We start from the raw sequence: 21,054 nt of genomic DNA, 5'->3' as shown, positions 1-21,054 counted from the left end.
ACGACAGTGATGCAAGCGACTCTCAGAGATACCTTCGAATGCGAAGATGGACCAATGCCCCTTTCGCCGCACGCTCAGCATGCGGCTCCGCGCTCCCCGCTCCGTGGACCCGCCCTGCCGCTGGGTATCGCCCTGACCGCGGTCGGGATCCTGTTCTCCCTCGGATCCGCCCCCATCGCCTCGTCGGAGGCGGAGCCCATGCCGGAGCCGGTCGTGGTGATGCAGGTGCCGACCGTGCAGGTGGGGGCGACGACCGCGGCCGATCCGTGCGCCGACACCGCCGTACAGCAGGCGCTCGCGAACGGTGACGATGCCGCGGCGATCGCGGGGTTCGGGGGTGGGGCGGCCTTCCGTGAGGCCGTGATCGCCGGCAATGCTCCGTGCGTCTCGCTCAGCGATCCCGCACGCCTCTGGGTCGTGGTCAACAAGAGCCGCCCGCTGAACCCGCCGGAGTACGAGCCCGCCGACCTCGACTCCGTTCCGCTGCAGATGACCACGCTGTCCGGTCGCGTGCGCTCCGACGTCGCGGCTGCCGTCGGGCGGATGGCCGATGCGGCGTCGGCCGCAGGCGTCGGCCGGATCGGTGCGAACAACGGCTACCGCTCCTATGGGCTGCAGGTGACGACCTATGCGGCGCACGTCCGCTCGCAGGGGCAGCAGGATGCGGATGCCGGTTCGGCGCGGCCGGGGCACAGCGAGCACCAGACCGGGCTGGCCCTCGACGTCGTCGCCTGCGGGTCGGGCTGCGGCGGACTCGACGGCTTCGGCGGCACCGCGCAGAGCGACTGGGTCGCCGCGCACGCGTGGGAGTACGGGTTCATCGTCCGCTACGAGCAGGTCGGCACTCCGGTGACCGGGTATGCGCCGGAGCCGTGGCACCTTCGCTACGTCGGCGTCGACCTCGCCACGGCCTATCACGACGGGGGATACCACACGCTCGAGGAGTTCTTCGGGCTCCCCGCCGCCCCCGATTACGCCCACTGAATCGGGCGCGGACCTCCCGCTTGCGGCATCCGACAACCGCGGTACCGAGTGTCACCGTTTATGGGATGCATTCTCACAACGTCCTGTCCCGGCCGCTTCCTGACACGTAGAATCACCGGAGCAACGATGCATGAGACGTTCAGGAGGACGGCATGGAACGCGACATCTACGAAGAGGATCACGAGGCTTTCCGCGACCTCGTCAAGGACTTCGTCAAGCGCCACGTGACGAACGAGGCGATCGAGAAGTGGGACGCCGCCGGTGAGATCGACCGGGCGACCATGCTGGCAGCCGGCGAGGCTGGCCTGATCGGGCTGTCGGTCCCCGAGGAGTTCGGCGGCGCAGGGATGCTGCAGGACTACCGCTTCCGCACGATCGTCATGGAGGAGGTCATCGCCTCCGGCGCCGGCTCGCTCGCGGGTGCCTTCGGCATCCAGGACGACCTGGCCGTGCCCTACCTCGTGCACATGGGGACGCAGGAGCAGAAGGAGAAGTGGCTGCCCCGCATGGCCACGGGCGAGGTGCTCGGGGCGCTCGCGATGACCGACCCCGGTGCCGGCTCGGATCTGCGCGGCATCAAGACCAACGCCAAGAAGGTCGACGGCGGGTACATCCTCAACGGCGCCAAGACGTTCATCTCCTCCGGCACGACGGCCGACGTCGTCGTGACCTTCGTCAAGACCGGCGAGGGCAACCGTCCCGACGCGTTCAGCCTGCTGCTCGTCGAGAAGGGCATGGAGGGCTTCGACCAGGGCAAGAAGCTCAGCAAGATGGGCTTCCACGGCTGGGACACCGCCGAGCTCAGCTTCACCGACGTGTTCGTCCCCGACGAGAACCTGATCAGCGGTAAGGAGGGTCAGGGCTTCATCCAGCTGATGCTGAACCTGCCGCTCGAGCGCCTCTCCATCGGCGTCGCCGCTGCGGCCGCCGCGCAGGCCGCTCTCGACTGGACCGTCGCCTACACGAAGGACCGCGAGGCGTTCGGCGAGCGCATCGCCGACTTCCAGAACACCCGCTTCCGCCTCGCCGACATGTCGGCGACCACCGATGCGATGTGGGCGTACATCGACCGCGCGCTGCTCGCGTACAAGAACAGCACGCTCACCGCCGAGGATGCCGCGAAGGTGAAGTTCTGGGCGACCGAGCGCGAGTGGGAGGTGCTCGACATGGGTGTGCAGCTGCACGGCGGCTACGGCTACATCATGGAGTACCCGATCGCCCGCGCGTTCACCGACGCCCGAGTGCACCGCATCTACGGAGGGACGAACGAGATCATGCGCGACCTCGTCGGGCGCCAGATCGCCGGCAAGCGCTGACGCGATCGCATCGAAGAGGCCCCGGATGTCGCATCCGGGGCCTCTTCGCGTCTCCGCCGAACCCCGGTGGCACCCGCGGTGCTACCGCGGTAGTATCGACGTCATGGCCGCAGCGAAGATCAGCCTGAGTCTGAGTGAGAGCGATCTGGCCTTCCTCGACATGCAGGCGCTGGAAGGTCGATACCTGTCGCGCTCTGCGGCGGTGCACGATGCCCTGCGGCTGCTTCGTGAGAGTCGGCTCGCCGATGCCTACGCGGAGGCCTACGCCGAGGGCTACGACGACGAGTGGGATGTCGCTGCCGAAGACGGCCTGGCCTCAGCGTGAGCGACCCGGCGGTCTCGCTGCTGCGTCGCGGTCAGATCGTGCTCGTGTCGTTCGACCCCGCGGTCGGCTCCGAGGTGCGCAAGACGCGACCGGCCGTGCTGGTGAGCAACAACACAGCGAATGACGTCGCGGCACGGCGACCGCAGGCGACCGTGACCGTCGTCCCCGTCACCTCGAACGTCCAGCGGGTGCTGCCGTTCCAGGTGCTTCTCCCCGCTGCCGTAACCGGGATCGAGCGTGACTCGAAGGCCCAGGCCGAGCAGGTGCGCACGATCTCGGTCACGCGGCTCGTCCGGCCGGTCGGGTGGGTCCCGGCCGAACTGATGGCCGCGATCGACGAGGCTCTGCGGCTGCATCTGTCGCTCTGAGGTGCCGTCGCAGCGCCACTTGTATCGGACCTCGATGTCTCCGCGCCGTCCGTGAGACTCCGACGTTCATGCGCTCGCGAGGAATTGCCGTGTAAAACCCCTGTTCACAGGTTGATTCATCGACCCTGGAAGCGATCGTCGAGACTTTCGTGACTTGTCTCTTCAGGGGATACATGTCCTGCACGATGATCGATACATGTCGGATACGAGATGTCCGGCCCGGGGAACGACGGAGTCCCCACACCCGCTCATCGAAGAGGCCGGAATGTCCACTCTCACCATGCCGCTGCTCGACCGCACGTCGACAGCACCGATCTGGTTCCAGATCATGCGCGCCATCGAGGCCGAGATCGCCCAGGGCACCTGGGCTCCCGGCGACCGGCTGCCGAGCGAGAGCGAGCTGCGCGCGCACTTCTCGGCGTCGCGCACCTCGATCCGCGACGCGCTGTCTCGTCTCGAGAGCGCCGGGATCATCTCGCGCCAACAGGGCAAGGGCGCCTTCGTCGAACGCGCACAGGGGCCTTCGGCGTGGACGCTCCCCTCCGCCCCCAGCCTTCTCGGCGAATACAGCGAAGACGGCCGCAGCGCCCTGAGCTCCGAGATCCTCCGCGCCGGCATCGAGCCGCTCCCGTCGTGGGCGGCCGCGGTCGTCGGACGCGAATCCCCCGACGGCACGGGCTTCGTGCTGGAGCGCGTGCGTGCCGTCGGCTCCCGCACCGCCGTGCACGTCATCAACTACCTGCCGTCGCGCTTCGCCGGGGTGCTCCCCGACCTCCGCGATCCGCGCGCGAGCCTCTACGCCGCGATCCGGAACGTCGCGGGAGTCCGCATCGCCCGCATGCACCGCACGATCGAGGCGGTCGCCGCCGACCGGGTGCTCGCCGCGTTGCTGGAGGTCGAGCCAGGGCATCCGATCGTCGTCGTCGAGGCCGTCGCCTATGACCAGGCCGGCCAGCCCATCGACTTCTCGCGCGCTTCGGTGCGCACCGACCGCCTGCGCGTCAGCGTCGACACCGGGTTCGACGCCGCAGGCATCTCGACCGAGACCGCCTCCGGCCGGTATCCGACCGCGCTGCGCTGACCCGCCTCCACTCACCGACCCTCTGGGAGCCCTGCACATGACCGACCACCGCATCCTCGTCATCGGCGACAGCTACATGAACGCCGAGATCTTCGTCCGCGCGTTCGCCCAGCGCGGGATCGCGGCCGACTCGGCCACGATGACGATCACGACGCCGACGTGGGACACCTCCTCGATCCGGGAGTACGAGGGCGACCCCGCGGAGGTCGCCCAGGTCGCGCGGGGATACGACGTCATCGCGTTCCACGCGGCGCCCGTAACCGCTGACGTGCTCGCCGCCCTGCCCGATCTGCGACTGGTCGGATGCGCCCGCGGCGGCCCGGTGAACGTCGACCTCGACGCGGCACACGAGCGCGGCGTGCGGGTCACGACCACACCGGGCAAGAACGCCGACGCGGTCGCCGACCTGACCATCGGCTTCCTGATCTCCCTGATCCGCAACGTGCCCGCCTCCCTCCGCGACGTCGACGAGCGAGTCGCGGACGGTCGCCCGCTGGCCGAGTCGACCTTCGAGGGTGCGCGGTGGTTCGGCCGCGAGGTCAAGGGCCTCCGGCTCGGACTCATCGGCTACGGCAACGTCGCCCGACTCGTCGCCGCTCGTGCGCGCGCGCTCGGAGCCACGATCACCGCCTACGACCCGTTCGTCGATCCGGCATCCGTGCCCGACGCCACCATCGTCTCCGACCTCGACACGCTGCTCGCCTCCAGCGACGTCGTCAGCGTCCACGCACGCGCGACCGCCGAGAACCGGCACATGATCGGTGCGGAGCAGATCGCGCACATGCCGCAGGGAGCCTTCCTCATCAACACGGCGCGGGAATCGCTCGTCGACGAGCAGGCCCTCCTCGACGCTCTGCGCAGCGGCAGGCTCGCCGGGGTCGCGCTCGACGTGAACGAGCCGGACGGACCGTGGCGCGAGCTGGTCGCCGAACCGAACCTCATCCTCACGCCCCACCTCGCCGGGGCGACCGAAGAGACCCTCGTCCGCGGTGCCGACATGCTCGCCGCCGAGGTCGAGAGCTTCCTGGCAGACGGGAGCCTGCGATGGGAGCGATGACCGAGGTCTTCCTCGCGATCGACGCCGGCACCGGGTCGGCGCGCGCGCTCGCCTTCGACATCGAAGGGCGGCTCGTGACCCAGGCCGCGCGCGAGTGGACGCACGAGGCGGTCGCCGGTCACCCCGGTGGCACGGTCTTCGACACCGAGGGCGGATGGCGTGCCATCGCGGCAGCCGTCGCCGAGGTGGTCGCGCGGCTCGGCGAGCGACGGGTGGCAGCCGTCGCGGCGTCGAGCATGCGCGAGGGCTTCGTCCTCTACGACGCCGATGGGCACGAGCTCTGGGCCTGCCCGAACACCGACGGACGAGCCCGCGCGGAAGCCGACGAACTGGTCGCCGAAGGGGTCGCCGACGAGGTGTACCGCACCGCGGGGGACTGGGTGTCGATCACGGCACCGGCCCGGCTGCGGTGGATCGCGCGTCATGAGCCCGATCTCCTCGCACGCGCACGCCATCTCGGGATGCTCAGCGACTGGGTCACGACGCGCCTCACGGGTGTCTTCGTCACCGAGCCGACCAGCGGGTCGAGCTCGGCGCTGTTCGACCTCAGGGCACGCGACTGGTCGGACGATCTGGCGAGGCTCGTGGGCGTCGACCGGAGCATCCTCCCCCCGGTCGTCGAATGCGGAGAGGTCGTCGGTGCGGTCACGCCCGCTGCCGCCGCCGCCACCGGGCTGCCCGTCGGAACGCCGGTCGTCACCGGAGGCGCCGACACTCAGCTCGCCCTGCACGGCATCGCCGCGAGAGAAGGCGTGCCGACGATCGTCGCCGGCACCTTCTGGCAGACGACGGCGGTGACCTCGGAGCCGCTCGTCGACCCGGAGCGGCGGCTGCGCACCCTGTGCCACGTCGACCGCGGCAGCTGGATGGTCGAGGGCATCGGGTTCCTGTCGGGACTCGCGATGCGCTGGTTCCGCGACGCCATGTGCCCGGATGCCGCCGCCCTGGGCCGTGCGACCGGGAAGTCCGCGTTCGCCGTGATGGAGAGTGGGCGGCCGAGGTGCCCGTCGGCGCGAACGGTGTCGTCGCCACCATGGCGAACGTCATGCAGGCCGACGCGTGGCATCACGCCGCCCCGGCGTTCGTGGGCTTCGACATCAACGATGCCGCACGCTCTTCGCGGGGAGCGTTCATCCGTGCGATCGAGGAGTCGGCCGCCATCGTGGCGAGTGCGCACCTCGACATCCTCGCCGCGCTCACGGACAGACGAGCGGTCGCCGAAGGAACAGTGACCTTCACCGGCGGCTCCAGTGCCGGGGCGCTCTGGCCGCGCGTGATCGCCGGCGTCACCGGGCTCGACACCCGCGTGACCCCGGCGCCTGAGGCGACCTCCTACGGCGCCGCCCGGCTGGCGGCACGCGGCGTGGGCGCCGTCCTGCCCCCGATGGGCGATCCCGACCGCGTCGAGCGCGTCGACCGGGTCGAGTACGAGCAGTACCGGACGGTGACCGAGCGCTGGCACCGCGTGTATCGCGATGTGCTCTCGATCTCCGGATCCGACCTACCCCCGCTCTTCACGCCCCCCGGCGCCGCTCGCGGCCCCCACGACCATTCCCCCACCCGGCTCACGCCCGTCGGCCACGGCCGCTGACGTACACCAGAAGGAAGACACCATGGCAGATCTCGAAGGCAACATCTCCGCGAAGAAGTTCCGCGCCGACACCCCGGCCGTGCGCTTCTCGCAGAACATCCGGGGAGCGGCGAACCTCGATTGGGGCATGCAGAACCGCCTCTCGCGCATCCTCGACCCCCAGACCGGTCGGACCGTCATGCTGGCCTTCGACCACGGCTACTTCCAGGGGCCGACGTCCGGCCTCGAGCGCATCGACCTGAACATCGCACCGCTCGCCGAGTACGCCGACGCCCTCATGTGCACCCGCGGCGCGCTGCGCACCTCCGTGCCGCCGGCGACCAGGGCCGGCCTCGTGCTGCGGGCATCGGGCGGACCGTCGATCCTCAAGGACCTCTCCGACGAGTACACGGCCATGGCGATGGAGGATGCCGTGCGCATCAACGCCGACGCCGTGGCCGTGCAGGTCTTCGTCGGGGGCGAGCACGAGAGCCGCAGCATCCGCAACCTCACGACCCTCGTCGACGAGGGGTATGCGGCCGGCATCCCGGTGCTCGGGGTGACCGCGGTCGGCAAGGAGCTCGTGCGCGATGCCCGCTACCTCGGCCTCGCGACCCGCATGATCGCGGAGCTCGGCGCCCAGCTGGTCAAGACCTATTACTGCGACGAGGGCTTCGAAGACGTCGTCGCCGGGTGCCCGGTTCCGGTGATCATGGCCGGCGGCAAGAAGCTCCCCGAGCAGGAGGCGCTCACCATGGCCTCCAATGCGGTGCGCGCGGGAGCCGCCGGTGTCGACATGGGGCGGAACATCTTCCAGAGCGCCGACCCCGCCGCCATGATGCGGGCCGTGCGTGCGGTCGTGCACGACGACGTCGACCCGACTGACGCCTATGACCTGTTCCGCGACGCCACCGAGACGCGGGTGCTCGCATGAGTTCCGAGGTGCTGCGCGCGGAGGATGCCGAGCTCCGGTTCGGTGACTGGGGTCCCGGCTACCTGGCTCAGGGCGAGGATGCCGCGTTCGGCGTCGTGGTGCTGCGCCCGGGCGACGAGTTCGCCAACCACCTCCACGAGCACCACACCGAGTCGTTCGTCGTCCTGGAAGGACGAGCCGAGATCTGGCTCGACCGCGACACGCGTCGCGTCGTCTCGGCCGGCGACGTGCTTCGCGCCGAACCGCACGAGGAGCACTTCGTGCGCAACCCGTTCGACGCGACGTTCCGCGCCGTGTTCGTCAAGACGCCCTGGGTCGACGGCGACAAGGTCGATCGGCCATGGACGCCGGGCGCTCCCGCATAGACCGAATCACCACCCCACCCGAAGAACATTGAAAGGACAGCACCATGAGTGTGCAACGACGCTCCTCATCCTCCGCGCGCATCGCGCGCCGCACCCTGCCCGTCATCGCCCTGGCGTCCACGGTGGGTCTCGTGCTCGCCGGATGCGCCGGCGATGCCGGTGGCTCCTCCGGTGACGGCGGCGACAAGACCCTCAAGGTCCTCATCGCCGCCCCGCAGGAGGGCGCCGGCGAGATCCTCGAAGCCGACTTCGAAGCCGAGACCGGCGTCGAGATCGAGGTCGAGGTCGTGCCGTACGACCAGATCCAGACCAAGGCGATCCTGGACGCGCAGTCCGGCACGAACAACTACGACGTGATCCAGTACTGGTACACCTCGGTCGGTGCGCTCGCCGACGCGGGGGCGCTCGCCGACATCACCGACTGGGTGGAGTCCGACGAAGACATCGACTCGTCCGACTTCATCGAGGCGATCTTCGGCCCGTACACCCAGTACGAGGGAGCGACCTACGGGTTGCCGATCGACGGTGACACGCACGTCCTCTTCTACAACAAGGCGATCTTCGAGCGCAACGGCGTCGAGGTGCCGACCACGTGGGACGAGTACATCGAGGTTTCGAAGAAGATCACCGACGCCGAGAAGGCGAACGGCGTGTACGGCAATGCGCTGCTCGGCTCGAAGAGCGCGTTCAACATCGGCTCGACCTTCTTCAACCGTCTCGCCACGATGTCGCCCGATCCGATCGACCCGCAGATGCCGCAGCTCGACACGGAGTACGCGGTCGCGGCTGCGCAGTCGATGCTCGACGCCTCTGCCTCGGCGCTGCCCAGCCCCCTGGAGATCGGGTTCGAGCAGGCGCTCCCGCAGTTCCTCTCCGGCTCCGTCGGCATGATCGAGTTCTGGACGGACCTCGGCGTCTTCGCCCAGGACCCCGCGCAGTCGAAGATCGTCGACGGCTGGGGTGTGGCCCCGCTCCCGGTGGGTCCTGAGGGCAAGGTCTCCGGAGCGCTGAACGCCGGATGGGCGATGGGCATCAGCCCCAACGCGAGCGACGAGGACCTCGCGAAGCAGTTCGTGGCGTTCGCCTCCTCGAAGGAGACCAACGAGAAGCTCATCACAACGACCGGTTCCGGCGTCGATCCGACCCGCACCTCGACGCTCGAGAGCCCGGAGTACATCGAGTTCGCCCCCGAGGTGTCGGCCGTCGCCGCCCAGGTGCTGCCGAATGCGCAGTCCTGGCCGACCTCGCCGCAGGCGCCGGAGATGATCCAGTCGCTGAGCGACAACCTCGCGCTCATGCTGCAGGGCAGCCTCAGCGCCGAACAGGCGATGCAGCAGACCTGGGACTCCTGGCAGTCCCTGGCCGGCTGACCCGCGTCGAACCCGAAAGGACCGCTCATGTCGCAGCACGTCGCCACCCGGCGCGTCGCCCGACGCGCGTCGTGGACAGGCCGAGCCCTGCTCGCGCCCGCCGTCATCGCGATCGTCATCATCGCGATCTATCCGCTCGCGTACATCATCGCCGCCTCCTTCTCGGAGTCGTCGCTGGGGCGGCCCTTCTCCGAATGGGTCGGGTTCGACAACTTCGCGGCCATGCTGGGGGACGGGATCACCCTCCCGTCCCTCGGCAGGTCGCTCCTGTTCGCCATCCCGTCGGCCCTGATCGCGCTGGTCGCCGGGCTCGCCGTCGCCCTCTCGCTCGACGCGGCGGTCAAGGGCGGGCGCATCATCCGGGTGCTGCTCCTGCTGCCGCTGATGACCCCGCCGGTCATGGCGGGCGTCATCTGGAAGCTCATGCTGGCCCCGACCGGGGGTCTGCTCAACAACATCGGTCAGTCGTTCGCGCCCGGATCCGAGCCGTTCCTGTTCCTCGGTTCGAGTCCCGCGGCCATGATCTCGGTCATAGTGGTGGACGCATGGCAGTGGACCCCGTTCTGCGTTCTGCTCGTGTTCGCGGCGCTGCAGACGCTCCCGACCGAGGTGTACGAGGCCTCGCAGGTCGACGGCGCCGGAGTGTGGCAGACGTTCTGGCGGATCACGTTCCCGCTGGTGATGCCGAGCCTGATCACGGTGCTGCTGCTGAAGCTCGTCGTCTCGTTCAAGGTGTTCGACCTCGTCTTCATCATGACCAGTGGAGGCCCCGGCTTCGACACCACGGTCAGCAGCTTCGAGATCTACCGCACCGGCCTGCAGACCTTCGACGTGGGATCCGCGGCCGCGCAGACCATCGCCTTCCTCGTGCTGGTCACCATCGTCATCCTGCCGCTCAACGCCGTGCGGCAGCGTCTGCACAAGGAGGGCTGACCATGTCGCTCACGCTCCGCGCATCCGATCGCACCGAGGAGAGGGCGACCGAGACCCTGGTCGTGCCTGCCGCGCGTCGTCGGCGCCGCTCGAAGGTCCGCACGTCCAGCACCTCGCGCCCTGGGCGTCCCTCCGCGGTCGTGACCGCCGTGAAGTGGGTCGTGATCGTGGTCGCGATCACGCTCGCCCTGCTGCCCGTGCTGTACATGGTCGGGATGTCGTTCAAGAGCCCCGACGACATCTTGTCGACGCGGATCCTCCCCTCGCGTCTCGCCTTCGAGAACTGGGTGGCCGCGTTCGACAACTGGCCGATCCTCACCTATCTCCGCAATTCGTTCGGGGCCGCCATCGTGGCCGTGCTCGTCGCGCTGCTGGTGTCGATCCTCGCCAACTACGCCATGGCTCGACTCCGTGCAGGTGGAAAGCAGATCCTCGGGCTTATCGTCTCGGCCTACGTCGCGCCGCCGGTCGTGGCGATCATCCCGCTGTTCGTGCTGGTCAGATCGGCGGGTCTCATGGACTCGGTGGTGGGGCTCGGGATCGTCGAGGGACTGCTGCTCACCCCGGTGGCCGTCTGGCTGCTGGACGGCTTCTTCCGTGCGATCCCGTTCGAGGTCGATGAGGCAGCCCAGATCGACGGATGCGGACCGCTGCGCACGCTCTGGTCGGTGATCCTGCCGCTGACTGCGCCCGGCATCGTCGCCGTGTCGATCATCGTCTTCATCCTCGCGTACAACGACTTCCTGATCCCGCTGCTGCTGACGCAGAGCATCGACTCGCAGACGCTCCCGGTGGGCATCGCCCTCATGCAGGGTGGCCGCGAGGTCATGTTCGGGCAGATGGCCGCCGCGAGCCTCTCGGGACTGATCCCGATCTACCTGCTGGCGCTCTTCCTCCAGAAGTGGTTGGTGGGCGGGCTGACGCAGGGGAGCGTGAAGTAGGGGGCTGGCCGAGAGCGCGGAGGTCTTGTCCACCCGTTCGGGAGTAGTGGATAACTTCTAATCTCGGCAGTTTATGGGGATCGGGTGGCCGTGGGCCCGCGTCGTCATTTCGCGGAATTCCGGCATTCATTCGTAATTAGGTTCGAATCTGACGTGTTACCTCGGTAGAATGAGAGCATGTCCACACTGATCGGGTTGCACGAGGCGATGGCTTGTCTCGACGCGGCGTGGGCGGATGCTGCGGGCGCGGGCGATCTGTCCCGACCGCAGTTGATCGAGGTCGGCGCGGCGCTCGGGGTGCTGCAGCGGCGGCTGGATGCGGTGCACACAGATGTGGCCGCGGGTATCTCGCGGGAGTCGCGCCCGGAACTGGGGGCGGACAGCCTGGCGAAGCAGCAGGGCTTCCGGTCCCCGGCGAAGCTGATCGCCGCGACGACGGGGGTCTCGACCGGGGATGCGGTGCGGTTGGTGAAGGTGGGTGAGGCGACCGCCCCACGTACCGACCTGCGGGGGGAGCGGCTGCCTGCGAGGTATCCGGTCGTGCGCGACGCGTTGACCTCTGGTGTGTTGAGCGCCCAGGTCGCGGGTGTGGTCATCGCCGTGTTGGATCGGTGTCGGGTGGTCGCGGGGGCGGTCAGGGTGGCCGAGGCGGAGCGGATGCTGGTCGAGAAAGCGCGGGGGCTGGCGCTCGATGAGGTGCGCAGGCTCGCGGTGCGGGCCGAGGCATGGCTCGACCCCGACGGCGTCGAGCCGAAAGAGGAGGAGCGGCGCGCGAAGCGGTCGTTGACGGTGTTCGAGCGAGACGGGATGGTGCATCTCAACGCGATCCTCGATGTCGAGACCGCGGCTCCGGTCGTGACCGCGATCCGCGGATACGTGACCGCCGCGTTCGCCGCCCGGAAGGATGCGCCCGACAGTGCGGCCCCGGATGCCGACCGGCGCACGGTGCCGATGATCCAGGCCGACGCGCTCTCCGTGTTCTGCGCCCATGTGCTCGACTGCGACCGGAAGGTGCCGCTCGCCGGGGCGACCGTCGTGGTGCGGATGAGTCTCGATGACCTCGAGACCGGGTCGGGGTCGGCAGCCGTCGACGGTCTGGATCATCCGATCAGCATCGGCGCGGCGCGCAGGATGGCAGCAGGCGGTGGGGTGATCCCATGCGTGCTGGACGGGGCGAGCGAAGTGCTCGACTGGGGCCGGGAGAAACGACTGTTCACGCGGGCGCAACGCCTGGCACTGGTCGAGCGGGACGGCGGATGCGCGATGTGCGGGTTGCCGCCGGAGATGACGAAAGCGCATCACATCCGGTGGTGGAAGCGCGACCGCGGGCCGACCGACCTGGCCAACGGGGTGCTGCTGTGCGAGACCTGTCACCATCGCATCCATGACAACGGGTGGGAGATCCGCGTCGAAGGGCAACGGGTGTGGTTCATCCCTCCGAGCTACGTCGATCCTGCGCGACGACCGCGGCTCGGCGGACGTGCACGCTTCGACATCGCGGCCTGACCGCACGGACGTCTAGCCGCGCGGGCGTCTGACCGCGCGGCCGTCTGACCGGGGTGCCGTCTGACCGGGGTGCCGTCTGATCGCGCGGGACTCAGCGGCGGCCGACACCGGCCTTGCGGAGCCGATCGGCGATCAGGATGCCGAGTGCCGTGGCGCCGACGCAGCTGGCCAGAGTGATCGCGAAGAACAGCATCTGGACGCCGAGCGGAAAGGAGCCGAGATCGAACGAAGCCCAGGCGAGAGCCGGATAGACGACACCGACGATCACCGCGCCCGCGTAGTGCAGCCAGGTGCCCCAGTACCGCCACAGCACGAAGAGGAACGGCAGCTCGGTGAAGGCCGCCCACCACAGATTCGTCGCGACGCTGCCGAACCCATAGCCCGAGAACGGCACGATCACGAGACCGGCCAGCAAGCCGACGAGAAGCCCGACCAGCGGTCGACGCAGGAGGCGGAGGGCGATGACCGAGGGCAGCAGCCAGAGGCCTGCGAGCCCCACGCTGACGAAGGGAAGACCGGGGAACAGGACCGTCGACAGCCAGTTCGCGGGTGCCAGCAGCAAGCCGCCGGCAACGCCGAGCGCAGCGCACGTGAGCAGGATCGCAGTGGGGAAGCGGAATCGCCCGCCCCACCTGCGACGAGGAACCACCCCGTCCGCGCGCGCGGCTTCGCCCGCCGCATCCGCCCCGCTCATGCGAGCGGCTCCGCGGCCGCCTCGCGAGCGGTCTTCGACGCGGGGGAGGCCGCGCCGATCTTCCAGTACCCGCAGAAGCTGACCGCGTTCTTGTCCACACCGCGCGCGCCGACCAGGTGCTTGCGGACGCCCGACGCGAGAGCCTGCTCTCCCGCCGCGTACGCGTGGAACGGCGCAGCCGGCAGCGCCGTGCTCTCCAGAGCCTCGAGGGCCTGCACTCCCGGAGCAGCATCGTGCGGCCGGACGATCCACACGAGTTCCACCCCCGAGGGGCGTGCGAACTCCAGCGCATCCGCCTCGCTCGGCACCTCGACGATCGCCGTGCCGACCGCGTCCTCCGGCAGCGAAGCGCAGATCGACGCGATCGCCGGCAACGCGGTCTCATCGCCGACCAGGACGACCCGATCGGTGCCGCGCTGCGGGTTGAAGGCCAGCCCCTCGTCGATGATCAGCACGTGCTCTCCGGGCTCACAGGTCTCCGCCCAGCGCGACGCCGGCCCGGCCGTCCCTTCGGCTGCGGATCCGTGCAGCACGAAATCCACATCGATCTCGGCGCCGGCCTGCACCGTCGCCGGGCGATACGCGCGGACGCTGTAGTTGCGCATCACCGGGCGCTCCCCATCGGGGATGCGGAGGAACTTCAGGTACCCGAACATCTTGTTGGCCTTCGCCGGCACCCGGTCGAGTCCCGCATCGCCGCCGATCGGCAGGAACAGCCGGAACCACTGGTCGAAGCCCATCGGCCGGAACTTCTCGATCTCACCGCCGCCGAGCGTCACGCGGATCCAATGCGGTGAGAGACGCTCCGTGCGCAGCACGGTGAGGTGGATGAGGTCGCTGGAGTCGGGCTTGACCATCTTGCTGAACGCCATAGTGCGCCTTTCAGGGAAGCTGCCAGGGGAAGAAGGCGATGAAGATGGCCGCCGAGGCCAGCAGCATCGCGACGGTGAACACGGTGTCGCGGATACGGAACGGGACGAGGTGCCGCTCGGTTCGCGTGGGATGCGCGCCGAACGCCCGCGAGTCCATGGCGAGCGCCACCCGCTCGGCATGCCGGATGGCTCCCGCCAGGAGAGGGACGATGTAGCCCCAACCGCGGGCGATGCGCGCGAACGGTCCGCGTCCCCCGTGGTATCCCCGCACGCGGTGCGCCGCGCGGATCACAGCGAGCTCGTGGCCGAAGCGCGGCACGAACCGGAATGCCGCGAGAGCCGTGTAGCCGATCCGATACGGCACCCGCAGCTGCTGGACGCTCGCGCGCACGAGGTCGGGCCCACTGGTCGTGAGTCCGCCCACGAGTGCGAGGGCCACGATGGAGCCGAGACGCAGCGCCGTCGCGAAGCCGATCAGCAGGGCGCCGCTGTGCAGCGTCCAGTCGCCGATCCGCACGAGCGTCGAGGTGTCGGCGACGAGTGCCACGTCGACCCACAGCGAGAATCCGACGCCGACCAGCAGCATGCCCGCCGGCACTCCCACGAGCAGGAGGGCGAGGAGGCGACCGGTCAGGCGTGCGCCGATCAGGATCAGGGCATACGCGAGGACGAGGAACGCCGCGGGAGTCGCGAGGTCGCGCACGAACACGAGCAGCAGCATCGCCGGAGCGAAGCCGGCCACCTTGGCGAGCGGGTTGAGCCCATACAGGAACTGGTGTGGCGATGACGCCGTCATCCGCGCATACGGGTCGAAGGCACGAGGTGCGCCTGCAGCGGTGTGTCCGCCGCCCGCGGCATCCGCGCTCACGAGGTCACCCCGAGACCGGCCGAGGCGAGCACCCGCTGCAGGGCGGGCATGCGGAGCCCCGCGTCGGCGAACACCTTCTCGTCCTGGAACACGTCGGCGGTGCGCCCGGTCGCCCGCACGCGTCCGTCGGCGAGCACCACGACATGGGTGGTGTGCTCGACGACGAGCTGCAGGTCGTGCGTGACGATCACGATCGTCGTCCCGTCGGCGCGCAGGGACTGCAGCAGGTCGAGCAACTCCGACGCCCTGGCGCGGTCCTGTCCGAATGTGGGCTCGTCCAACGCGAGCAACCGAGGGCGTGTGATCAGGGCGGTCCCCACCGACAGGCGCCGCTTCTCGCCGCCCGACAGCAGGAACGGATGCACGTCCGCCTTGTGGGCGAGTCCGAATCGGGCGAGCATCCCGTCGACCCTGGCGGCGATCTCGGCATCCGGCACGTGCCGCAGGCGCAGCCCGTGGGCCAACTCGTCGAACACCGTGTGCGCGAGGAACTGGTGCTCGGGGTTCTGGAACACGAACCCGATGCGCTCGGCGAGCTCGCGGGGCGAGGCCGTGCCTGGGTCCATGCCGTCCACCGACACTTGACCGCGGGGAGGCGGGACCACCCCGGCGAGCGCCTGGATCAGGGTCGTCTTGCCCGCTCCGTTCGCGCCGACGATGGCGGTGAGACTCCCTGGCGCGAGCTCGAGGTCGATGCCGTGCAGGATCTCTGAGCGCCGCCGCCGCACGGTCAGGCCGCGGGTCCGGATGATCGGGACCACTCCGAGGTCTGCGTCGTCTCCATGGTCTGCGCCGGGCGTCGGTGGGAGGGTCGTCGACCCCGCGTCGCCCTCCGTCAGCGGTCGTGCACCGTGCCCACCGGCGTCGGGTGAGGCGAGCGCGGCGGCGAGCTCGGTCGGCGTCATCGGCAGCGGATCGAGGGCGAGGCCCCTCTCGCGGAGGCGGAGTGCCGCCAGCGTGGCGCCGGGGAGCCACACGCCCATGGCCACCAGCTCAGCGGCATGCGCGCGGATGACGTCGGCGGCGGGGCCGTCGAATGCGACCCTGCCCTCATGATCGAGCACGATCGTTCGGGTCACGAAGTCCATCGCGGCGTCGAGATTGTGCTCGACGAGGAGGATCGCGCGATCGCCGGAGGCGACCACATCGGCCAGCGCCGCATACACGTCGTCGATGCCCTGCGGGTCGAGGTTGGCGGTCGGCTCATCGAGCACGATCAGCGGGGACCCCATCGCGAGGGCGCACGCGATCGCGAGTCGTTGCCGTCCCCCACCCGACAGGTGATCGGGGTTCTCCTCGCGGCGATCCCAGAGCCCCACCCGACGCAGGGCCTCCTCGACGCGCGCGCGCACGACGTCGAGGGGAAGCAGCAGGTTCTCCGGCCCGAAGGCCACCTCGTCGTACACGCTGCCGGTGACGATCTGCGCATCCGGATCCTGGAAGACCATCGCGACCCGGGTGCTCAGGGTGGCCGTCGTCGCGGTCGTCGTGTCGACGCCTCCGGCCTGCACGGTTCCGACCATGGTCGCAGGCAGCGCGTGCGGGATCAGTCCGTTGAGCGCCAGGGTGAGCGTCGACTTCCCGGATCCGGAGGGGCCGAGCAGCAACACCACTTCGCCCGGATGGATGTCGAAAGTGACGTCGCGCGGTGAGGGGTGCGACGCATCGGCGTGGGTGAGTGAGAGCTCACGCACGCGGAGCAGGGGCGCGGATGGGCGCACGGCGGAGTCCCGGGTCGGCGGATCGAACCCTTCTAACTTAGCTGAGCCTTACCTGATTTGCCATCGAGTCTGACGGCCCTCGCAGCGCCCGGGAGGCGTCAGCGCCGTGCGACCCCGGCCGTGCGCAGCGCCGAGCCGATCGCGAGTCCCATGGCCGTCCACGCCACCGGCCCGAGGACGGAGATCGCCAGGTAGAGGATCTGCGCCCACAGCGGCATCACCGCGAGGTGCGCGGCGAAGAACACGACCACCGCGACGATCACGCCGATGATCCCTGCCGAGAGGAAGAAACGCCACGGCCCCCAGGCGCGATAGCGGGTCAGGGCCGCGACCCCTTCCTGGATCAGTCCGAACAGCAGGGCGGTGCCGATGAAGCGCAGCGCCCACGCCGGGTTGAACGCGCTCGCGATCAGCGCGGCGAACACGTGCGTGATCAGGGCCACGAGCGGGAGCCGCAGCACCTCCTGCGCGATGATCCCCGGCAGCACGTGCGAGCCGAGGACGAGACCGTACAGGAACAGCAGCGGGCTCGCGAGCAGGACGGGTGTCACCCATCCGGCGATGCCAGCGAGGATGCCGGTGGCCACTCCGATCGCCGCGCAGACGAGCAGTACTCGAGTCGACAGGACGGAGGTGCGGGCCACCTCACCAGCTTACTGTCGACCTATCGGGAGGGCGGCCGTGGAAAACCCTGGCCGATCGGCGAGGGCGGGTTGACCGATCGGCCACATCTCGTATCGATCGCCGAGTGCAGGACTATGTTGAGCCGCGGTGCGGCAACGAGGCCGTACCCCGATCATCGGGAGCACCACATGGGTCGAACACCCCTCCGGATGGCAGCAGCCACCACCCTGGCGACGCTGTTCATCGCATCGACGGCAACCACCGGTTATGCGGCGACCGAGGAGGTGACGCACCCCGTCCCGGTCGCCGGCACCCCCGGTCACTACATCGTGGTCATGAAGGCCGACCCGCTCGCCAGCTATGAGGGCGACGTCAAGGGTCTGAAGGCGACGAAACCCGCCGAGGGCGAGCAGCTCGAGACGCAGTCGCAGGACGCGCAGCGATATGTCGAGCACCTCCAGACCGAGCAGACCGACCTCGTGAGCGATCTGGGTGTCACGCCCGACACGACGTACCAGGTCGTGCTGAACGGGTTCAGCGCCGACCTCAGCGGCGAACAGGTCGATGCGCTCCGGGCGTCCAAGGACGTGTTCGGCGTCTACCCCGACGAGATCCGTCACCCCGACGCGCAGAGCTCGACCGACTTCCTCGGACTCGGCGACGACCGCAAGGGCAAGGGCGGTGTCTGGCAGCAGACCGGTGGCGTGGAGAAGGCAGGCGAAGGCGTCGTGGTGGGCGTGATCGACACCGGCATCGCACCGGAGCACCCGTCCTTCGAGGGCAAGAAGATCAAGAAGCAGAAGAAGCAGCAGAGCCGCCACAAGGGAAACCAGCCCTACACCGACGGCACCTACGTGTACTTCGACAAGTCGGACGGCGGTCAGTTCCAGGCCGCGATGGTCGAGGGCCAGGACTGGGACCACAGCGACTATTCCTCCAAGCTCATCGGCGGACAGTACTTCTTCGCCGGAGCGGAGGCCGCCGGCTTCGACTTCCAGTACGACTACCTGTCTCCGCGTGACGGTGACGGACACGGCTCGCACACCGCCAGCACGGCCGCTGGGAACTTCAAGGTGAAGGCCGAGGTCGAGGGCGTGGACTTCGGCACGATCTCCGGCGTCGCGCCCGGCGCCAAGGTCGCCGCGTACAAGGCCTGCTACGTGGGCCCCGACGTCACCGTCACCGACGACGACATCTGCGCGCTGAGCGACCTCGTCGCCGCGATCGACCAGGCCGTCGCCGACGGCGTCGACGTGATCAACTACTCGATCGGCGGCGGAGCGGCCAGCACGGTCCTCGCCCCGGAGGACATCGCGTTCTTCAATGCGGCGGCCGCCGGTGTGTTCGTCGCCACGAGCGCGGGCAACGACGGCCCCGACCCGGTCACCGCCGACCACGCATCGCCCTGGTACACGACGGTCGCCGCTTCCACCATCCCGACCTGGGAGGGCACGGTGCAGTTCGACGGGTTCGAGCAGGCCGGCGCCTCGGTGAGCGTGCCGTTCGGCGAGAGCGTCACCGGCCCGTCGATCTACGCCGGGGACGCCGCAGCCGCGGGTGCAGCCGCCACGGATGCGGAGCTCTGCCTTCCGGACGCCCTCGACCCCGCGAAGGTCGCCGGACACATCGTGGTGTGCGATCGCGGTGGCAACGCGCGCGCCGAGAAGTCGCAGGTCGTGAAGGATGCCGGTGGTATCGGCATGGTCCTCGTGAACGTGCCCGGTGGGGCCGACTCGCTCGACAACGACTTCCACGCCGTGCCCACCGTGCACCTGAACGCGGTGCACCGCGCCGCCGTGCTCGCCTACGTGCAGGGCGGCGTCGACCGGCCGATCACCCTCGTGGGTGAGAACACCACGGGTGTCACGACCCCGACGCCGCAGATCGCGGGCTTCTCGAGCCGCGGGCCGATGCTGGCCGACGGCAGCGATGTGCTCAAGCCGGATGTCGCCGCCCCCGGCGTCGCGATCCTCGCGGCGACGAACAACGCACCCGGTGAGGATCCGACCTTCGGGATCCTGTCCGGCACGTCGATGGCCTCGCCGCATGTCGCGGGTCTCGGCGCGCTGTACCTCGGCGAGCACCCGAAGGCCACGCCGGCCGAGATCCGGTCGGCGATGATGACGACTGCCTACGACACGGTGCTGCCCGACGGATCGAAGAACACGAACCCGTTCGAGCAGGGCGCGGGGCAGGTCGACCCGAAGCGGTACCTGAACCCGGGTCTGCTGTACCTCAACGGGGTGAAGGACTGGGCGGCGTTCCTCGACGGGAAGGGACTGTCGGACTTCCCCGGCATCGACCCCATCGACGGCAGCGATCTGAACCAGGCCTCGATCTCGATCGGCTCGCTCACCAGCGCGCAGACGGTGACCCGCACGGTCACCTCGACCGAGAAGGGGACCTTCACCGCGAAGGCCTCCGTGCCGGGAGTGAACGTCAAGGTCACACCGCAGCAGCTGAAGTTCGACCGGGCGGGTCAGACGAAGACCTTCACGGTCACGTTCGACAACGCGAGCGCGCCCGTGGAGCAGTGGGCCACCGGCTCTCTGACCTGGACGAGCGCGAAGAACTCGGTGCGCTCGCCGATCGCGCTGTTCCCGGTCACAGCCGACGCCCCGGCCGAGGTCACCGGCACCGGCACCGACGGCACGGCTCCCGTGGAGATCATCCCCGGTCTCACGGGCGACCTGGCGCTCGACCTGTCCGGGCTCACGCCGTTCCAGCTGCTCGCCGATCCGGACAATCCGGTCGATGGGCACTCGGGCGACGAGAAGTCGGGCGATGCGAACAAGGACGTGGCCTGGATCGTGGACGTGCCGGAGGGGACGACCCTCTCGCGGTTCGACCTCGATTCGTCGGACGACAAGGGCAGCGACCTCGACCTCACCGTGTACCGCGTGGTGAGCGCGGACGACCTGCAGTACTACCAGCGCTGGCAGTCGGCGACGGGTTCGGCCGACGAACAGGTCACGATCCCGGCACCGACCGCGGGAACGTACCTCGTGGTGGCGAACATCTACTCGACGACGGGCCCGATGACGTGGGACATGACCTACGCCAACGTGCTGCCGGACGGCGAGGGCGAGCTCACCGCGACACCGAACCCGATCGCCGCGGTGCGCGGACAGCGGACCTCGTACGAGCTCGGCTGGACAGGGCTCACCGCGGGGGCCCGCTACCTCGGGCTGGTGCAGTACGGCGACTCCGAGGTCCGTACCGTGCTGACGGTCGACGTGCCCGCCGCAGCGCCCGACGCGAAGGCCCCGGAGACGGACGCCCCGGAGACGGATGCCCCGCCGACGGATGCCCCGCCGACGGACGCCCCGCCGACGGACGCCCCGGAGACGGAAGCCCCGGAGACGGATGCCCCGCCGACGGACGCGCCCGAGACGGGCACGCCCGAGACGGGCACCCCGACCCCGGCGCCTGAGACGGAGGCTCCCCGAGGGTAGGTCCCCCACAGCGCAGCGCCCCGCGGTCTCCCTTCCGCGGGGCGCTGTGTGCGTGCCCGACTCGCATGCA

At 69.5% G+C, this 21,054-nt stretch carries 19 protein-coding genes and 1 pseudogene; 15 read left to right on the top strand and 5 right to left on the bottom strand.

The features are described 5' to 3' along the window. Window positions 1-54: 54 nt before the first annotated feature. The 14 genes and pseudogenes from AB0E56_RS00255 (at window position 55) to AB0E56_RS00190 (ending at window position 12,750) form a co-directional block, all read left to right on the top strand. The gene (locus AB0E56_RS00255) at window positions 55-984 is read left to right on the top strand and encodes a M15 family metallopeptidase (protein WP_359796111.1); all 930 of its coding nucleotides are present in this window, start codon (window positions 55-57) and stop codon (window positions 982-984) included. A gap of 152 nt (window positions 985-1,136) precedes the next feature. Then, on the top strand, window positions 1,137-2,300 hold the full coding sequence (locus AB0E56_RS00250) for an acyl-CoA dehydrogenase family protein (protein WP_359796110.1): 1,164 nt from the start codon (window positions 1,137-1,139) through the stop codon (window positions 2,298-2,300). Between the two features lie 103 nt (window positions 2,301-2,403). Next, a complete protein-coding gene (locus tag AB0E56_RS00245; RefSeq protein ID WP_359796109.1) occupies window positions 2,404-2,625 on the top strand; it encodes a ribbon-helix-helix domain-containing protein in 222 nt (73 codons plus the stop codon). Beyond that, complete coding sequence (locus AB0E56_RS00240; protein WP_359796108.1) at window positions 2,622-2,993, top strand: type II toxin-antitoxin system PemK/MazF family toxin; 372 nt, start codon at window positions 2,622-2,624, stop codon at window positions 2,991-2,993. Before AB0E56_RS00245 ends, AB0E56_RS00240 begins: the two co-directional genes overlap by 4 nt. 265 nt (window positions 2,994-3,258) lie before the next feature. Continuing rightward, window positions 3,259-4,074, top strand: coding sequence for a GntR family transcriptional regulator (locus AB0E56_RS00235; protein WP_220173908.1), 816 nt, complete (start codon window positions 3,259-3,261; stop codon window positions 4,072-4,074). 37 nt (window positions 4,075-4,111) lie between these two features. Next, window positions 4,112-5,131, top strand: a complete 1,020-nt coding sequence (locus AB0E56_RS00230) for an NAD(P)-dependent oxidoreductase (RefSeq protein WP_359796107.1) — start codon at window positions 4,112-4,114, stop codon at window positions 5,129-5,131. Beyond that, a pseudogene (locus tag AB0E56_RS00225) lies at window positions 5,119-5,853 on the top strand (FGGY family carbohydrate kinase); the annotation flags it as partial. The gene AB0E56_RS00230 and the pseudogene AB0E56_RS00225, both read left to right, overlap by 13 nt. Continuing rightward, window positions 5,754-6,722: an FGGY-family carbohydrate kinase gene (locus AB0E56_RS00220; protein ID WP_359798242.1), complete on the top strand. Its 969-nt coding sequence runs from the start codon at window positions 5,754-5,756 to the stop codon at window positions 6,720-6,722. The pseudogene AB0E56_RS00225 and the gene AB0E56_RS00220, both read left to right, overlap by 100 nt. Window positions 6,723-6,744: 22 nt before the next feature. Next, window positions 6,745-7,635, top strand: a complete 891-nt coding sequence (gene lsrF, locus AB0E56_RS00215) for a 3-hydroxy-5-phosphonooxypentane-2,4-dione thiolase (RefSeq protein WP_359796106.1) — start codon at window positions 6,745-6,747, stop codon at window positions 7,633-7,635. Then, window positions 7,632-8,000 (top strand): cupin domain-containing protein, encoded by a 369-nt coding sequence (locus AB0E56_RS00210; protein WP_359796105.1) that lies wholly within the window; start codon window positions 7,632-7,634, stop codon window positions 7,998-8,000. The genes lsrF and AB0E56_RS00210 overlap by 4 nt, the downstream gene beginning before the upstream one ends. A 44-nt stretch (window positions 8,001-8,044) precedes the next feature. Then, window positions 8,045-9,370, top strand: a complete 1,326-nt coding sequence (locus tag AB0E56_RS00205) for a sugar ABC transporter substrate-binding protein (RefSeq protein WP_359796104.1) — start codon at window positions 8,045-8,047, stop codon at window positions 9,368-9,370. Between the two features lie 27 nt (window positions 9,371-9,397). After that, window positions 9,398-10,303: a sugar ABC transporter permease gene (locus tag AB0E56_RS00200; RefSeq protein WP_359796103.1), complete on the top strand. Its 906-nt coding sequence runs from the start codon at window positions 9,398-9,400 to the stop codon at window positions 10,301-10,303. 2 nt (window positions 10,304-10,305) lie between these two features. Further along, complete coding sequence (locus AB0E56_RS00195) at window positions 10,306-11,244, top strand: carbohydrate ABC transporter permease (RefSeq protein ID WP_359796102.1); 939 nt, start codon at window positions 10,306-10,308, stop codon at window positions 11,242-11,244. 177 nt (window positions 11,245-11,421) lie between these two features. Further along, window positions 11,422-12,750: a DUF222 domain-containing protein gene (locus AB0E56_RS00190; protein ID WP_359796101.1), complete on the top strand. Its 1,329-nt coding sequence runs from the start codon at window positions 11,422-11,424 to the stop codon at window positions 12,748-12,750. Window positions 12,751-12,841: 91 nt separating this feature from the next. Here the strand turns inward: AB0E56_RS00190 and AB0E56_RS00185 are convergent, their stop codons facing one another. The 5 genes from AB0E56_RS00185 to AB0E56_RS00165 form a co-directional block, all read right to left on the bottom strand. Then, on the bottom strand, window positions 12,842-13,444 hold the full coding sequence (locus AB0E56_RS00185; RefSeq protein ID WP_359796100.1) for an ECF transporter S component: 603 nt from the start codon (window positions 13,442-13,444) through the stop codon (window positions 12,842-12,844). After that, window positions 13,441-14,316: a siderophore-interacting protein gene (locus AB0E56_RS00180; RefSeq protein ID WP_359796099.1), complete on the bottom strand. Its 876-nt coding sequence runs from the start codon at window positions 14,314-14,316 to the stop codon at window positions 13,441-13,443. Before AB0E56_RS00180 ends, AB0E56_RS00185 begins: the two co-directional genes overlap by 4 nt. Before the next feature lie 10 nt (window positions 14,317-14,326). After that, a complete protein-coding gene (locus AB0E56_RS00175; protein ID WP_359798240.1) occupies window positions 14,327-15,112 on the bottom strand; it encodes an energy-coupling factor transporter transmembrane component T in 786 nt (261 codons plus the stop codon). A gap of 68 nt (window positions 15,113-15,180) precedes the next feature. After that, the gene (locus AB0E56_RS00170; protein WP_359796098.1) at window positions 15,181-16,905 is read right to left on the bottom strand and encodes an ABC transporter ATP-binding protein; all 1,725 of its coding nucleotides are present in this window, start codon (window positions 16,903-16,905) and stop codon (window positions 15,181-15,183) included. 98 nt (window positions 16,906-17,003) lie between these two features. Further along, complete coding sequence (locus tag AB0E56_RS00165) at window positions 17,004-17,549, bottom strand: ECF transporter S component (protein ID WP_359796097.1); 546 nt, start codon at window positions 17,547-17,549, stop codon at window positions 17,004-17,006. Between the two features lie 189 nt (window positions 17,550-17,738). On the opposite strand from AB0E56_RS00165, the gene AB0E56_RS00160 reads away from it, so the two are divergent. Beyond that, window positions 17,739-20,984 carry a S8 family peptidase gene (locus AB0E56_RS00160; RefSeq protein WP_359796096.1) on the top strand — a complete coding sequence of 1,082 codons (3,246 nt, stop codon included), beginning with the start codon at window positions 17,739-17,741 and terminating at the stop codon, window positions 20,982-20,984. The last annotated feature ends 70 nt before the right edge of the window (window positions 20,985-21,054 follow it).

Origin of the sequence: Microbacterium sp. NPDC028030 (assembly GCF_040637855.1) — a bacterium.
Classification (GTDB): Bacteria; Actinomycetota; Actinomycetes; order Actinomycetales; family Microbacteriaceae; genus Microbacterium.
This window is presented reverse-complemented; position numbering and strand designations above follow the sequence as displayed.

Excerpts from the sequence above, each read along its gene's own strand:
- AB0E56_RS00255 (WP_359796111.1), top strand. The coding sequence starts at position 55 with ATGCCCCTTTCGCCGCACGCTCAGCATGCGGCTCCGCGCTCCCCGCTC.
- AB0E56_RS00250 (WP_359796110.1), top strand. The coding sequence starts at position 1,137 with ATGGAACGCGACATCTACGAAGAGGATCACGAGGCTTTCCGCGACCTC.
- AB0E56_RS00245 (WP_359796109.1), top strand. The coding sequence starts at position 2,404 with ATGGCCGCAGCGAAGATCAGCCTGAGTCTGAGTGAGAGCGATCTGGCC.
- AB0E56_RS00235 (WP_220173908.1), top strand. The coding sequence starts at position 3,259 with ATGTCCACTCTCACCATGCCGCTGCTCGACCGCACGTCGACAGCACCG.
- AB0E56_RS00230 (WP_359796107.1), top strand. The coding sequence starts at position 4,112 with ATGACCGACCACCGCATCCTCGTCATCGGCGACAGCTACATGAACGCC.
- AB0E56_RS00220 (WP_359798242.1), top strand. The coding sequence starts at position 5,754 with ATGCGGAGAGGTCGTCGGTGCGGTCACGCCCGCTGCCGCCGCCGCCAC.
- lsrF (WP_359796106.1), top strand. The coding sequence starts at position 6,745 with ATGGCAGATCTCGAAGGCAACATCTCCGCGAAGAAGTTCCGCGCCGAC.
- AB0E56_RS00210 (WP_359796105.1), top strand. The coding sequence starts at position 7,632 with ATGAGTTCCGAGGTGCTGCGCGCGGAGGATGCCGAGCTCCGGTTCGGT.
- AB0E56_RS00205 (WP_359796104.1), top strand. The coding sequence starts at position 8,045 with ATGAGTGTGCAACGACGCTCCTCATCCTCCGCGCGCATCGCGCGCCGC.
- AB0E56_RS00200 (WP_359796103.1), top strand. The coding sequence starts at position 9,398 with ATGTCGCAGCACGTCGCCACCCGGCGCGTCGCCCGACGCGCGTCGTGG.
- AB0E56_RS00195 (WP_359796102.1), top strand. The coding sequence starts at position 10,306 with ATGTCGCTCACGCTCCGCGCATCCGATCGCACCGAGGAGAGGGCGACC.
- AB0E56_RS00190 (WP_359796101.1), top strand. The coding sequence starts at position 11,422 with ATGTCCACACTGATCGGGTTGCACGAGGCGATGGCTTGTCTCGACGCG.
- AB0E56_RS00185 (WP_359796100.1), bottom strand. The coding sequence starts at position 13,444 with ATGAGCGGGGCGGATGCGGCGGGCGAAGCCGCGCGCGCGGACGGGGTG.
- AB0E56_RS00180 (WP_359796099.1), bottom strand. The coding sequence starts at position 14,316 with ATGGCGTTCAGCAAGATGGTCAAGCCCGACTCCAGCGACCTCATCCAC.
- AB0E56_RS00175 (WP_359798240.1), bottom strand. The coding sequence starts at position 15,112 with ATGACGGCGTCATCGCCACACCAGTTCCTGTATGGGCTCAACCCGCTC.
- AB0E56_RS00160 (WP_359796096.1), top strand. The coding sequence starts at position 17,739 with ATGGCAGCAGCCACCACCCTGGCGACGCTGTTCATCGCATCGACGGCA.